General features: G+C 56.9%; 13 protein-coding genes and 1 pseudogene. 7 read left to right on the plus strand and 7 right to left on the minus strand.

Translation table 11 applies throughout. The features are described 5' to 3' along the window. The first annotated feature begins 15 nt into the window (after positions 1 to 15). Positions 16 to 99, plus strand: coding sequence for a small membrane protein YohP (gene yohP, locus N037_RS25445; protein WP_015572324.1), 84 nt, complete (start codon positions 16 to 18; stop codon positions 97 to 99). Positions 100 to 138: 39 nt separating this feature from the next. Here the strand turns inward: yohP and N037_RS19860 are convergent, their stop codons facing one another. The 6 genes and pseudogenes from N037_RS19860 to N037_RS19885 form a co-directional block, all read right to left on the minus strand. Beyond that, positions 139 to 1533, minus strand: coding sequence for a glycoside hydrolase family 1 protein (locus N037_RS19860; protein WP_032642902.1), 1395 nt, complete (start codon positions 1531 to 1533; stop codon positions 139 to 141). A gap of 12 nt (positions 1534 to 1545) precedes the next feature. Next, positions 1546 to 3506 (minus strand): annotated as a pseudogene (gene bglF / locus N037_RS19865) (PTS beta-glucoside transporter subunit IIABC); the annotation flags it as partial. Between the two features lie 29 nt (positions 3507 to 3535). Beyond that, positions 3536 to 4369: a BglG family transcription antiterminator LicT gene (gene licT, locus N037_RS19870; protein WP_023336336.1), complete on the minus strand. Its 834-nt coding sequence runs from the start codon at positions 4367 to 4369 to the stop codon at positions 3536 to 3538. Positions 4370 to 4524: 155 nt separating this feature from the next. After that, the gene (locus N037_RS19875) at positions 4525 to 5832 is read right to left on the minus strand and encodes a carbohydrate porin (protein ID WP_442855940.1); all 1308 of its coding nucleotides are present in this window, start codon (positions 5830 to 5832) and stop codon (positions 4525 to 4527) included. 340 nt (positions 5833 to 6172) lie between these two features. Continuing rightward, positions 6173 to 7105, minus strand: coding sequence for a tRNA dihydrouridine(16) synthase DusC (gene dusC, locus N037_RS19880; protein ID WP_032642907.1), 933 nt, complete (start codon positions 7103 to 7105; stop codon positions 6173 to 6175). Between the two features lie 41 nt (positions 7106 to 7146). After that, positions 7147 to 7944 carry an AraC family transcriptional regulator gene (locus tag N037_RS19885; protein WP_032642908.1) on the minus strand — a complete coding sequence of 266 codons (798 nt, stop codon included), beginning with the start codon at positions 7942 to 7944 and terminating at the stop codon, positions 7147 to 7149. Between the two features lie 59 nt (positions 7945 to 8003). Here N037_RS19885 and N037_RS19890 point away from each other — a divergent pair, with 59 nt between their 5' ends. The 6 genes from N037_RS19890 (at position 8004) to N037_RS19915 (ending at position 13356) form a co-directional block, all read left to right on the plus strand. Continuing rightward, complete coding sequence (locus N037_RS19890; protein WP_032642909.1) at positions 8004 to 8714, plus strand: type 1 glutamine amidotransferase; 711 nt, start codon at positions 8004 to 8006, stop codon at positions 8712 to 8714. Between the two features lie 184 nt (positions 8715 to 8898). Further along, on the plus strand, positions 8899 to 9294 hold the full coding sequence (locus N037_RS19895) for a CidA/LrgA family protein (protein WP_023336341.1): 396 nt from the start codon (positions 8899 to 8901) through the stop codon (positions 9292 to 9294). Then, a complete protein-coding gene (locus N037_RS19900; protein WP_029740398.1) occupies positions 9291 to 9986 on the plus strand; it encodes a CidB/LrgB family autolysis modulator in 696 nt (231 codons plus the stop codon). Before N037_RS19895 ends, N037_RS19900 begins: the two co-directional genes overlap by 4 nt. Positions 9987 to 10115: 129 nt before the next feature. Then, a complete protein-coding gene (cdd, locus tag N037_RS19905; protein ID WP_032642910.1) occupies positions 10116 to 11000 on the plus strand; it encodes a cytidine deaminase in 885 nt (294 codons plus the stop codon). A gap of 126 nt (positions 11001 to 11126) precedes the next feature. After that, positions 11127 to 11843, plus strand: a complete 717-nt coding sequence (gene sanA, locus N037_RS19910) for an outer membrane permeability protein SanA (RefSeq protein ID WP_023336344.1) — start codon at positions 11127 to 11129, stop codon at positions 11841 to 11843. A gap of 124 nt (positions 11844 to 11967) precedes the next feature. Continuing rightward, on the plus strand, positions 11968 to 13356 hold the full coding sequence (locus N037_RS19915) for a glutamine synthetase family protein (RefSeq protein WP_032642911.1): 1389 nt from the start codon (positions 11968 to 11970) through the stop codon (positions 13354 to 13356). A 49-nt stretch (positions 13357 to 13405) separates the two neighbouring features. Here N037_RS19915 and mglC read toward each other — a convergent pair whose 3' ends face one another. Then, positions 13406 to 14416, minus strand: a complete 1011-nt coding sequence (gene mglC, locus N037_RS19920; RefSeq protein ID WP_013097952.1) for a galactose/methyl galactoside ABC transporter permease MglC — start codon at positions 14414 to 14416, stop codon at positions 13406 to 13408. Between the last annotated feature and the right edge of the window lie 9 nt (positions 14417 to 14425).

Below are 14425 nucleotides of genomic sequence, written 5' to 3' on the forward strand. Positions count from 1 at the left end.
GAGCGGGAGAAGGGAATGAAAATATTACTGTGGGTTATTTTAATTATATTTCTGATAGGGCTCTTAGTGGTCACCGGCGTATTCAAGATGATTTTCTGATTCATTTGCCCGGCGCATCGCCGGGCAACGTCCTTGATATCAGGATTTCAGCGAAGCGCCTTTCGTCGCAATAACCTCTTTATACCAGTAGAAACTTTTCTTACGGCTGCGCGCCAGCGTGCCGTTACCGCCGTCATCGCGATCGACGTAAATAAAACCGTAGCGTTTAGAAAGTTCAGCTTTAGACGCGCTCACCAGGTCGATTGGCCCCCAGCTGGTATACCCCATCACCTCAACGCCGTCTTCAATCGCTTCCCGCACCTGTACCAGATGGTCGTTAAGGTAGCTGATGCGATAGTCATCCTGCACCACGCCGTCCGCATCCGGTTTATCCTTCGCCCCGAGGCCATTCTCCACGATAAACAACGGCTTCTGATAGCGATCCCAGAGCACATTTAACAGGGTACGCAGACCGATGGGATCAATCTGCCAGCCCCACTCGGAGCTGGCCAGATGCGGGTTTGGCACCATGCTCAGGATGTTGCCGCGCGCCTGCTGGTTGAGGGCCTCATCCGCTGTGACGCAGCCCGTCATGTAGTAGCTGAAGGAGATAAAATCGACGGTCGATTTCAGCGCCTCGCGGTCGGCATCCGTTACCTCAAGCTGAATCCCGCTGTCGCGGAAGAAGCGCTGCATATAGCCCGGGTAGGCACCGCGGCACTGCACGTCGCCAAAGAATTGCCACGCGCGGTTTTCCTGCAGCGTCTCCAGGACATCTTCCGGCTTGCAGGTCAGCGGATACATCAGGCCGCCCAGCAGCATGTTGCCGATTCTGGCATCCGGGATAATCTCGTGGCAGGCCTTCACCGCCAGCGCGCTGGCCACCAGCTGGTGGTGGATCGCCTGGTAGACCTCCGCTTTGCTGCTGGTTTCCGGCAGGCCCACGCCGGTCATCGGCGCGTGCAGAGACATATTGATCTCGTTGAAGGTCAGCCAGAGCTTCACCTTCTCTTTGTAGCGCGCAAACACGGTGCGGGCGTAGCGTTCAAAGAATTCGATAGTCTGACGGCTGCCCCAGCCGCCGTACCGTTTCACCAGCCCCCACGGCATTTCGTAATGGGACAGCGTCACCAGCGGGGTGATGTTGTGCGCGGCCAGCTCGTCAAACAGCCGGTCGTAAAACGCCAGCCCCGCTTCGTTCGGCTGCTGCTCGTCGCCGTTCGGAAAAATGCGCGTCCAGGCAATGGAGACGCGCAGGCAGCTAAAGCCCATTTCAGCGAACAGTTTGATGTCTTCCGGGTAGCGGTGATAGAAGTCGATGGCGACATCCTTGATGCCGCTGTCCCCCGCCACGCGCTCAACCACCGGCCCGAAGACGCCCTGCGGCTGAACGTCTGAGGTGGACAGCCCTTTGCCCTCCTCCAGATACGCGCCTTCTACCTGATTCGCGGCAACCGCGCCGCCCCATAAAAAATCGTCCGGGAAAGTTTTCATCACGTTCTCCTGTTATTGATGGCTTACGCTGAGCAGCGGTGCACCGGCGTTGACGGACGTTGCCGCCACGGTCGCCACCTCGCGATACTCGTCGCTGTTACTGATAATGATCGGCGTCGCCAGGTCGTATCCGGCGTCGATAATCGCCTGTCGGTCAAACTCCAGCAGCAGGTCGCCGGGCTGCACCCTGTCGCCCACCTTCACGTGGGCGGTAAACGGCCTGCCGTCGAGCTTCACGGTGTCGATACCCACGTGGATTAACACTTCAATACCGCTGTCGCTGAGCAGGCCGATGGCGTGTTTGGTCTGAAACAGCGAGGCCACCACGCCGGCAAACGGGGCCACCACTTTGTTATCGGAGGGAATAATCGCGGCACCGCTGCCCAGCAGGCCGCTGGCAAACGTGGTATCCGGCACCTGGTCGAGCGCCAGAACGGTGCCGGTCATCGGTGCCAGCACATCGTTTTCACCCGCTGGCGCAACCGCCTCGGGCGCTGCGTGTCCCGGCATGCCCGCCACCAGCGTCAGGCCGCAGCTCAGCACCAGCGCTACCGCGGTGCCGATAAGGCCGCCCCACAGCGTAGCGTTTACCCCACCCGGCGGAATCATCTGGGCGATGGTAAAGATATTGGCGAAGCCGAAGGAGTAAACGTGGGTATCGCTGAAGCCGACTATCGCCCCGCCGATTGCCCCCGCCACACAGCCAAAGATAAACGGACGGCGCAGCGGCAGGTTTACGCCGTACACAGCCGGTTCGGTAATACCAAATATCCCGGCCGTCACCGATGAGCCGGCCAGCATCTTCTGGCGGGCGTCGCGGGTACGCAGGAAAATCCCAAGCGCAGCCCCCACCTGGCCAAACACCGCCGGTAGCAGCATTGGCAGCATCGAGTCGTGGCCCAGCACCGCGAGGTTGTTAATCATCAGCGGCACCAGCCCCCAGTGCAGGCCAAAGATAACGCAGACCTGCCACAGCGCGCCCATCGCCGCGCCCGCCAGCCACGGTGCCAGGACGTAAATCCACTGGTAGCCGTTGGCCAGCAGCTGGCTGAGCCAGGTCGCCAGCGGCCCGATAACGAGGAAAGTCAGCGGCACGGTCACGCCCAGACAGATCAGCGGCGCGAAGAAGTTTTTCATCGAGGACGGCAGCAGCCTGGTGCTCTGTTTTTCCAGCCAGCAGCTGACCCACGCGGCGAGAATAATTGGGATCACCGACGAGCTGTAGTTGAACCACGTAACGGGGATGCCTAAAAAGGCTTCCGAAACCGCCCCCGGCTGCTGGCTGGCGTTAAACGCCGCAATCATCATCGGATGGGTGAGCGCCCCGCCGATCACCATGGTAATAAACGGGTTACCGCCGAATTTCTTACCTGCGGTATAGCCCAGCACCAGCGGGAAGAAGAAGAACAGCGCGTCGCTTGCCGCGAACCAGATTTTATAGGTCCCGCTTTCGGTGGTGAGCCAGCCGCAGACCACGGCCAGCGCCAGCAGCCCTTTCAGAATACCGGACGCGGCCAAAATGCCGATAAACGGAGTGAAAATCCCGGAGACGATGTCAATCAGGCGGCCCAGCAGATTGCCCTTTTCGCCCTTCTCTTCCGCGACGGGCGCGTCATCGGTAAGGCCTGCCTCATTGCGCACCGCCTGCCAGACGTCGTGAACGTGGTTGCCAATCACCACCTGGAACTGGCCGCCGCTTTCGACCACCATAATGACGCCCGGGTTTTTCTTCAGCCCTTCGGCATCCGCTTTCTGGTTCTCTTTCAGTTTGAAGCGAAGCCGGGTCGCGCAGTGCACGAGGCTGACGATGTTCTCTTTTCCGCCAACGTGGCCGAGAATATCCTTCGCTAAAGCCTGGTATTCCATCTCGATTTCCTTACATCCGATGCCCGCAGGCACCTGTTGACTGAGTACAAAAAATAAAAAAACCCGAGAACGGCCTTCTGACGAAAGCCGCGCTCAGGTTTTGCCTGCGTAGTGCAGTAACAATCCTGTTTGAGGCTTAACGCCCCTCTTTTCTCACCCGCTCGATATGAATGGCGAGGAACATAATTTCTTCGGTTGTCAGCTCACGCTGATAGCTTTTGTTCAGGTGCTGGGCGATTTTCTCAGCGCATTTCCACGCCTTCGCGTAGTTGTCTTTTACCGCCGTATGCAGCGAGACATCGTCATCTTCCACCACGGTGCGGGTGAGCATCCGCTGGGCAAAAAACTTCAGATGCGTCACGAAACGCTGGTAGCTGAGCGACTCTTCATCGTACTCAAGCTGCAGCTGATACTTCACCAGCTGCAGGATCTCCTGCATCACCCTTGTCACGTGCATCACTTCCGGCATTTCGCTGTTCAGCTGCGCGGTGACCAGATGCAGCGCGATAAACCCGGCCTCATCCTCCTCCAGTTCGACGTTCAGGCGTCTGGCGATAATGGCCCGCGCTTCCTGCCCTAATTCGAACTCCTTCGGATACAGCCGTTTAATATCCCACAGCAGCACGTTTTTGATGGCCAGCCCTTTCTTCTGCCGCTCAATCGCAAAGTAGCAGTGATCGGTTAGGGTGATATACAAACTCTCCTGCAATTTTCCGAGCCGCTGCGCCGCCAGCCCGATGATGCGGTCGCAGGTGGTCATCACCTCCAGCGGAATTTGACTCAGCAGCTCGCCAAGTCGACGCACCAGCTCATCGCTTTGTAACGCAAACACCTTTTCAACCAACGCGGTATCCAGCGCTTCACCGACGCGCTTCTGAAAGGCCAGCCCACGGCCCATCACCACCTGTTCGCGCCCGCGCTCATCCTGAACAACCACCACGTTATTATTGAGTATCTTGGCGATTTTCATCTGAACCCCAGAAACAAAAAAACCTGACCTCCGGCAGATGCCAGAAAATCAGGTTTTGCCTGCCGAAGCAGTAACAATCCAGTTCTGGCACTCTATCAGTTTCATTCGTAGCCTCAATACGTCACGCATCAGAAACGTGATGCGGATCGACATTGCTAGAACGTCACAACGGTTTTCAGCTCCGTTACCCAGGCATCCTGCGTCCGGGATACACCGCCCGGATGGTGCCAGTACTGAATCCCCGGCTGCAGCTCCAGCCACGATGCCGGACGGAAGCGATAGTAAAACTCACCGTTCAGGGAGTGGCCCGGCACCGGGTGATACGCCGGATCGTTATAGTCCGACACGCCGCTCAGGCTGTTCATATAGCGCTGGTTGCGCGCGTACTGGCTGCTCATATCAATCCAGGTTAGCCCGAAGCCAATCCAGTCTTCCGGCCGGGCGTCAAACAGCCCGCGGTAGCGCAGCGAGGCGGCGTAAACCTGGTGCATGTAGTTAGTGCTTTGATCCGCAAGGCTCATGCTGAACGAGGTGCTCAACCCGCGATTCGGATCGTCCTGGTGCTGCGTGATCTGCTGGTTCAGCCCGGCGTACATAAACCACGTGCGCTTATGCTTCTCGTAACCGTCCGGATCGCTCGCCCCCGCCCCGCCGGATTTGCCGCGATAGAGATCGGTTTGCGGCGCGTTGGTAAACACCACGCCGAGGTTATACGCGCCCGGCAGGCCGTTAATCAGCGGACGCGCTTCGATTTCAACCGGGAGCAAGACCCCTTTGCTGCCCTTCGTCGACCAGCTCCATGCGTGGCTGCGGCTGGAGGCGTCCGGGTTTTGCTCCATCACGCCGCCTTTTAAGGTGACGGCTGGCGTGAGCTTATACTCCAGCGTGGTGCCCCAGGTGTGAACGTTCCAGTTGTTCCAGGTCAGCGAGTTGGCCGATTTCCCGCCGCACTGGGAGAGCAGCTGAAAGTCGCACGGGATGATCTGGTCGAAGGTTTGCACCTTGTTCATCATCCCGATGCGCCAGGTCAGACGCCGGTCATCAAAGCTGCGGGCAAAGGTCAGCCAGCCCAGACGGGTAATCGACTGTCCGCCCCAGCTCTCCTGGGTCAGGTCGTTAAAGTTGACGCGCGGATCCTGCACGCGTTTGGTGGTGAGGTCGTCATTGTGGTTGCGGTTGACGATGTTCCCCTCGATACGTGCATCCGGGATGCCGGTCCAGCGCTCCAGATCCTGGTTGAAGGTCAGCGCGAACTGGTCAATATAGGCCACGTGGGAGTCGTGGTTATATCCGCCACCGCCGTTCCAGCCGATTTCATTCAGGTATCCGAGGTTATAGGTAAAACCGTTATCGTTAAGGATTTTACGTATGCCGAGCATTTCGCCCAGAACAGGCTCCGGCGGGGCTTCAAACCCTAATACCGTTCCATTCCACTCCTGCGCCATTGTTAAAGGCGATATCATCAATAAAGCGAGGGCATAGAGATTATTTTTATTTGTCATAATAGCAACCTGTAGCTGAGTATTAGTGCGTAACTGTTCGCAGGAAATTTTTCTATTTCCTGTCGATATTTCATTTTTTTAAAATCAGTAAAAAGCGCTAAGCCAAATGTCTCTCCTGCGTAAACGACAGGCAAAAAAAAACCTAAGCGCTCCACAGCGAAAATGCTGTGAAACGCTTAGGTTTTGCCTGTTAACCAGTAACAATCCTGCGTTGAAAACAGTGGCACCTTAACACCGTCGCGCCACGTTGAAAACCAGAACTGTTTTCTGGTTTAAAAAATTGTGAGCAATTTAACGCTTATTATTTTGACTGAATCACCCGGGCAATATCAGACGACGTCTGCAATGTACGAATTTCCTGAAATAATCCCAGCGCTTCATCGTACTCTTTGCGTAAATAACTCAGCCATTGTTTAATTCGCGCGACGTGATACAAACCGGTGTCGCCCTGCTTTTCCAGACGGCTGTATTTTTGCAGCAGCGTGACGACGTCTGCCCAGGGCATACGCGGCTCGTTATATTTCACCACCCGGCTGAGGTTAGGGACATTCAGCGCGCCGCGGCCGATCATTACCGCATCGCAGCCGGTGGCCTGCAGACAGGCCTGCGCGCTCTCGTAGTCCCAGATTTCGCCGTTGGCGATCACCGTAATGGTGAGGCGTTTGCGGATCTCACCGATCGCCTGCCAGTTAATGCGCTCTGCTTTGTAGCCGTCCTCTTTGGTACGGCCATGCACCACCAGCTCGGTGGCCCCGGCCTGCTGCACCGCATCGGCGATTTCAAACTGCCGCGCGTCGCTGTCCCACCCCAGGCGCACCTTCACCGTCACTGGCAAATGCGAAGGCACGGCCTCACGCATGGCTTTCGCACCGCGGTAAATCAGCTCAGGATCTTTCAGCAACGTCGCCCCGCCGCCGCTGCCGTTCACCAGCTTCGACGGACAGCCGCAGTTGAGATCCACCCCGTAAGAGCCCAGCTCAACCGCGCGGGCGGCGTTTTCCGCCAGCCATTCGGGGTACTGCCCGAGCAGCTGAATACGCACCAGCGTGCCGGAAGAGGTCCGGCTCTGGTTGTGCAGCTCGGGGCACAGGCGGAAGAAGGATTTTACCGGCAACAACATATCGACCACGCGCAGAAACTCCGTCACGCAGAGATCGTAATCGTTCACCTCGGTCAGAAGCTCGCGCACGAGGGAGTCGAGCACGCCTTCCATTGGGGCCAGTAAAACACGCATAGCAGTTCCTGTGAAAAAAGACGCGCTATAGTAGCCGCTCTCTATATCGCTGGGAAGCGCTTCTGTTCAGGGAAAAAGTCAGCCGGCGTTGCTCCGACAATGGCGCGAAACGCCGCCGCAAATGCCGCCTGCCCGGAAAACCCCAGCATCCAGGCCACCTGTTTAACCGGATATCCGTTGGCGAGCAGGTCCAGAGAGGCACAAATCCTTGCTCGCTGTCGCCAGGCCCGGAAGCTAAAGCCGGTATCTTTAATAAAGGCGCGTGAGAATGTGCGTTCAGACATCGCGGCCTGTTCCGCCAGCCTGTCCATTGAAACATCCCAGAGATTGCTGGCAATGATGTCACAGGCAACGCGATGTAACCGCTCATCCACGGGCATCGGTAATTCGGCCGAAATCTGCTGCGCCTCGCTGAGGATGTCGAGCAGCAAAACGGCCATGCTGCGCTGACTGGCTGGCCGATATTGCTCACTGAACAGCCCGGCAATCAGCTCTTTGAACAACGCTGTCGCCATAATCACGTGAACCTCTTCTTTCCGTTTAAAAGGCTCACATTGCGATATCAGCGCCGGGCTAAACCAGACCGCGCGGAGCTCCGTTGCGGATAACACGCTGTAGGCGTGTTCCTGAAAAGGCGGGATCCACAGCGCGCGCTGCGGCGGGATGACCCAGCGTTTGGTGCCGGTTTCGACCAGCATCACCCCTTTGATGGCAAACAAAAGTTGCCCCTGTGAATGCCGGTGAGGCGGATCCACTTCGCCGCGCGTATAGCGAATTGCCCCTCTGGACCATCCAATGGCATCGTCGTGAATTGGCGTTTTATCGATAACGGTTGGCATTTCACATTCCTCCCTTCCTCTTATGATGCTGCTTGTACACGTAACCAGAGAGAGACGCAATGCACATTCATTTTATCCTGCATGAACATTTCGAAGCGCCAGGTGCCTATGAAATCTGGGGGAAAAACCGCGGCTGTAGCCTGAGCTACTCCAGAGTTTATCAGGGCGATCCGTTACCCGAAGACCTGGAGAGCACGGACGTGCTTATCATCATGGGAGGCCCGCAGTCACCCGCCACCACGCTTGAGGAATGCCCCTGGTTTGATGCGCAGGCGGAAATACGACTCATCGGCCGCGCGATAGAGGCAGGTAAAACGGTGATAGGCGTTTGTCTGGGCTCACAGCTTATCGGCGAAGCGCTGGGCGCAGCGTTTTGCCACAGCCCCGAAAAAGAGATCGGCAACTTTCCCGTCAGGCTCACTGAGGCAGGCAAGGCCAACCCGCTGTTTAAGGATTTTGGCCACGAGCTGAGCGTCGGTCACTGGCATAACGACATGCCAGGGTTAACGCCGCAGGCTAAGGTGCTCGCTTACAGCGAGGGCTGTCCCCGTCAGATCGTGCAATATGGCGAACGGGTTTACGGTTTTCAGTGCCATATGGAGCTGACGCCGGAGGTCGTTGAGCTGCTGATTGAACATTCGCAGAACGATCTCCGCCGCGCGGCTGAATTCCGTTTTGTCGAAACGGCGGAAAAACTTCGCTCGCATGATTATCGCGAAATGAATCAGGTGCTGTTTTCTTTTCTCGATAAACTGACCGCCTCGCGCTGATGCATTCTCTGGCGCGTCACTTCGCCACCGCACGCCCTTTCCTCTAAACTGTAGCCTGCCCCTGTAAGGTGATATCGGACGTTCCATTCTGGAATGTCTGGTATGCTCAAATTTCATGATGTGATCCGTGGCACATTTTTAGGTTTAATTGTATGATGAATGCGTTTCAGCAAGGACTATCACCATGAGCAAATCATTGAACATTATCTGGCAATATCTGCGCGCATTCGTTCTGATTTACGCCTGTCTGTATGCCGGGATTTTCGTCGCGTCGCTGCTGCCTATCACCATTCCCGGCAGCATTATCGGTATGCTGATCCTCTTTGTTTTGCTGGCGCTGCAAATCCTGCCCGCAAAATGGGTCAACCCCGGCTGCTTCGTCCTCATTCGCTATATGGCGCTGCTTTTCGTGCCTATCGGCGTCGGGGTGATGCAGTATTTTGATTTGCTCAAGGCCCAGTTCGGCCCGATTGTGGTCTCCTGCGCCGTCAGTACGCTGGTGGTTTTCCTGGTCGTGAGCTGGAGTTCGCATCTGGTGCATGGCGAACGTAACGTGATTGGGGAGAAAACAAAAAAATGATGGCCAATATCTGGTGGTCCCTGCCGCTCACTCTGGCAGTGTTTTTCGCCGCACGTAAGCTTGCCGCGCGTTTCAAAATGCCCTTGCTGAACCCCCTGCTGGTGGCGATGGTGGTGATTATTCCGTTCCTGCTGCTCACCGGCATTCCTTACGAACGTTACTTTGCCGGCAGCAAAATCTTAAACGACCTGCTGCAGCCTGCCGTTGTGGCGCTCGCCTTTCCTTTATATGAGCAGCTCCACCAGATCCGCGCCCGCTGGAAATCCATCATTACCATCTGTTTTGTGGGCAGCCTGGTGGCGATGATCACCGGAACGTCGGTAGCGCTGTTGATGGGGGCCTCCCCGCAGATTGCCGCCTCTATCCTGCCGAAATCGGTGACTACGCCTATCGCGATGGCGGTCGGCGGCAGCCTCGGCGGTATTCCGGCCATCAGCGCGATGTGCGTTATTTTCGTCGGTATTCTCGGCGCGGTGTTTGGTCACACCCTGCTGAACGGGATGCGTATTCACACTAAAGCGGCACGGGGACTGTCGATGGGGACCGCCTCCCACGCCCTGGGCACAGCCCGCTGTGCGGAGCTGGACTATCAGGAAGGGGCGTTTAGCTCGCTGGCGCTGGTGATCTGCGGGATTATCACCTCCCTGCTGGCCCCGTTCATTTTCCCGCTGATTCTGGCGGTGATGGGCTAAAATTTGCGATGCGTCGCGCAAATTTCATTTTGATTTCATAAGTTGCATACATAATGAGAAGTGGATCACATATAAAGCCCTGACGGCTCCGTAAACTACCGATCCATTAACCTTTATGAGGCAAACGCCATGCACCCACGTTTTCAAGCTGCTTTCGCCCAGCTTGCAGAGAATTTGCAGTCAGCCCTTGCTCCCGTTCTGGCAGATGCACACTTCCCCGCCCTGCTGACCGCGGAGCAGGTCACGATGCTGAAACAGGCAACGGGACTGGACGAAGACGCGCTGGCTTTCGCACTGCTCCCGCTGGCCGCCGCCTGCGCGCGGGCCGATCTCTCCCACTTTAACGTCGGGGCGATTGCGCGCGGCGTCAGCGGAACCTGGTACTTCGGTGGCAACATGGAGTTCCTGGGCGCGACCATGCAGCAAACCGTTCACGCCGAGCAGAGCGCCATCAGCCACGCCTGGCTGCGCGGTGAAAAAGCCCTGAGCGCCATTACCGTTAACTACACCCCCTGCGGCCACTGCCGTCAGTTTATGAACGAGCTGAACAGCGGGCTGCAGCTGCGCATCAACCTGCCGGGCCGCGCGCCGCACACGCTGGGGGATTATCTGCCCGACGCGTTTGGCCCGAAAGATCTGGAGATCAAAACGCTCCTGATGGACGATCAGGACCACGGTTACGCCCTGTCCGGCGATGACCTGAACCAGGCAGCCATTCGCGCGGCGAACAAGAGCCACACGCCTTACAGCAAGTCCCCGAGCGGCGTGGCGCTGCAGTGCCGCGATGGCCGAATCTTTAGCGGGAGCTATGCGGAAAACGCCGCGTTTAACCCAACGCTGCCACCGCTGCAGGGTGCACTCAACCTGCTGAGCCTGAACGGCTATGACTATCCGGACATTCAGCGCGCCGTTCTGGCTGAGATTGCTGATGCGCCACTGATTCAGTGGGATGCCACCGCCGCAACGCTCAAAGCGTTAGGCTGTACGACAATTGACCGCGTACTGCTTGCGTAATCCTTTCGGCGGGCAGAAGTGCCCGCCAGTTTGCTGAAAAACCCCTCAGTTGAGTCGCTGTTTCTTGCGCTAACCAGGCGGGTAAAGTAGCCTGAGTTAAATTTCATCCACGAACGAGCCATCTCCATGTTAAAGCGCGTTTTTTACAGCCTGTCTGTCCTGGTCGGCATACTGCTGTTGATCGTGCTGGGTCTCGACCGCTGGATGAGCTGGAAAACCGCCCCCTACATCTTTGATGACCTGCAGGACCTGCCCTATCGTCAGGTTGGCGTGGTGCTCGGCACCGCCAAGTATTACCGCACCGGCGTCATTAACCAGTATTACCGTTACCGCATTCAGGGCGCGCTTAACGCCTACAACAGCGGCAAGGTAAACTACCTGCTGCTGAGCGGGGATAACGCTCTGCAAAGCTACAATGAACCGGTGACGATGCGGAAGGACCTGATTGCAGCGGGCGTGGATCCTGCCGATATCGTGCTCGACTACGCCGGGTTCCGCACCCTGGACTCCATCGTGCGCACGCGCAAAGTTTTCGACACCAACGACTTCATCATCATCACCCAGCGCTTCCACTGCGAGCGCGCGCTGTTTATCGCGCTGCATATGGGCATTCAGGCGCAGTGTTACGCGGTGCCGTCGCCAAAAGATATGCTGAGCGTGCGCGTCCGCGAGTTTGGTGCGCGTTTTGGCGCGCTGGCAGACCTGTATATTTTCAAACGCGAACCGCGCTTTTTAGGCCCGCTGGTACCCATTCCGGCGATGCACGAAGTACCGGAAGATGCGCAGGGTTACCCGGCCGTCACGCCCGAACAGCTGCTTGATTTGCAGAAAAAAGAGAAATAACAGGGCCGCCTTTATACTTTCTTTACGCCGGGCCTGACGCTTTTTATCCCCCCTTTACGTCGGCTCTTTTAAGCTGAGTTCACTGCCGCTACGGCTTCATTGAAGAATGACTATGAACTCAATAATGAATGCGTTTTTCCTCAAAAGTCTCCGTCCGTATTTTAACTTTCCCGGTTTATCGCTTCCTGGCGCACTCAATTCCGGTCTCTGGCTTGATGAAAAAATTGACGCCCTGCAGCACAACATTTCAGTGGAAGTAGCAGATTATCTGGAACGTTACCCGCAGACGAAACATGTCGACGTTTACCTGAACGATATCAACGGCACGATGCGCGGCAAGCGTCTGTCGGTTGAGAGCATGCTGACCCTGGAAAAAGGCTGTTATTTTCCCCTTTCGGTCTACCTGATGGATCAGAAAGGAAAAATTGCCGCCCCGCTTCATGATGAGCCGGACCGACTCTGCGTTCCGGTCGCCGGCTCCCTGCGCCCCTGTCCGCAGGATCCGCAGTACAACGCGCAGATCCTGCTGACGATGAAAGACAGCAACGGTAACCCCTGCTTGCTTGAGCCGCGCGTGATACTGCAGAACGTGCTGGCCCGCTTCCACCAGCACGGGCTCTTCCCGGTGATTGCCCCGGAAATCGAGTTCTATCTGACGGGGCATGACGATCGGGATCCGCAAAATCAGGGCTGTTTTCACATGGATACCTCGTCGGCGCATGCGGCGCTGTTTGACGAGCTGGAACAGCTGGCGCACCTTCAGCGCATCCCGCTGTCCGGGATCGTGGCGGAAGCCGAGTCCGGCCAGTACGAATTAAACCTGAAGCACAGCCATCGCGTCGTTGAGGTCTGCGATAACGTGCTGGCGCTGCGTCGCCTGACCCGATACGTTGCCGAAAAGCGCGGCCTGCAGGCCAACTTTATGGCTAAACCTTTTAGCCAGCTGTCCGGCAGCGGCCTGCACTTTCATTTCAGCCTGAACAATCGTCACGGCGAAAATGTCTTTGCTTCCCCGGTGAACGCGCTTAACAGCATGATGCGTTTGTGCATTGCGGGCCAGCTGGCGCTGATGCCCGCCTCTGTCGCCATTCTTGCGCCGGGCGTCAACGCGTTTCGTCGCCTGCGTAAAAACCTGACGGAACCCGTATTTAACTCATGGGGCTATAACACCCGCTCCGCTGCCCTGCGTATTCCCTGTTCGGATGACAACAACCGTCGTATCGAGTACCGGCTGGCCGGGGCTGATGCCAATCCGTATCTGGTGGCAGCCGCTATCCTCACCGGCATGCTGTACGGGCTGGAAAACATCGACGAGGAGGATTTGCCCGAACCGCAGCACGATCGGCCCGAACTGCCGCTGTTTCAGCAGGAGGCGATTGAGACCTTTGCCCGCTGTCAGTACCTCACCGACAGCCTGGGCGACGCTTTTTCCGCACAGTGGGTCGCCTGCAAGCTCTCTGAACTCGACTGGTTTGAACGCATTGTGACCCGAGAGGAGTCACAGCTGGCATAGGGCATAAAAAAGCCCGCTCGGTGAGCGGGCCGGGTATAGCGAGAGACGATTATTTCTTACGCGCGTACTTCAGTGAATCCAGCGCGACCGCGAAGATAATGATCGCGCCCTTGATAATGTACTGCCAGTACGGGTTCACGCCGATATAGGTCAGCCCGTAGTTGATCACGGTGAAGATAATCACACCGGTCACCACGCCCAGTACCGTACCCACGCCACCGCTGAAGGAGACACCGCCCACCACGCAGGCCGCAATCGCATCCAGCTCGTACATGAAGCCAAGGTTGTTGGTTGCAGAGCCGATACGGCCAGCTTCCAGCATCCCGCCGAAGGCGTAGAACACACCGGACAGCGCGTAAATCATCAGCAGGTTCAGAGCAACGTTTACCCCGGACACTTTTGCCGCTTCCGGGTTACCGCCGATGGCAAAGATGTTTTTACCAAAGCGCGTTTTGTTCCACAGGATCCAGACGAAGGCTACCGCAATCAGCGCATAGAAGGTGATGTACGACAGGCGGAAGCTGCCCAGCGCGATAAACCCTTGCGTGAAGGTCGAGAAGCCGCTGTCAAAGCCCGAAATCGGCGACGCACCCACGAAGTCGTAGTACAGGGAGTTGATACCGTAAACGATGATCATCGTACCCAGGGTGGTGATAAATGGCGTCACGTTCAGGTAAGCGATGATAATACCGTTGATCAGGCCAATCACCGCCCCGATGGCGCAGACAATCAGGATCACCACGAAAATTGGCATGGTGGCCATTTCCGGGAAGACCTTGTTGGCGTTTTCCATCGACTGCAGCAGGGTTGCTGCAATAACCGCCGCCAGACCCACCTGACGACCGGCAGAAAGATCCGTCCCCTGGGTCACGATCAGGCCCGCCACGCCCAGCGCAATGATAATACGCACGGAGGACTGGGTCAGAATGTTACTCAGGTTCAGCAGGCTTAAGAACGTAGGGTCCTGGAAAATGATGATAGCCAGCAGTACTAAAAGAACAACGTAAATACCGCCTTCTTTCAGGTAAGTGAGAAAACTTTTTTTATTTAACGCACTCATGAGGAGCCC

Origin of the sequence: Enterobacter sp. EGD-HP1, from assembly GCF_000733275.2 — a bacterium.
Classification (GTDB): domain Bacteria; phylum Pseudomonadota; class Gammaproteobacteria; order Enterobacterales; family Enterobacteriaceae; genus Enterobacter.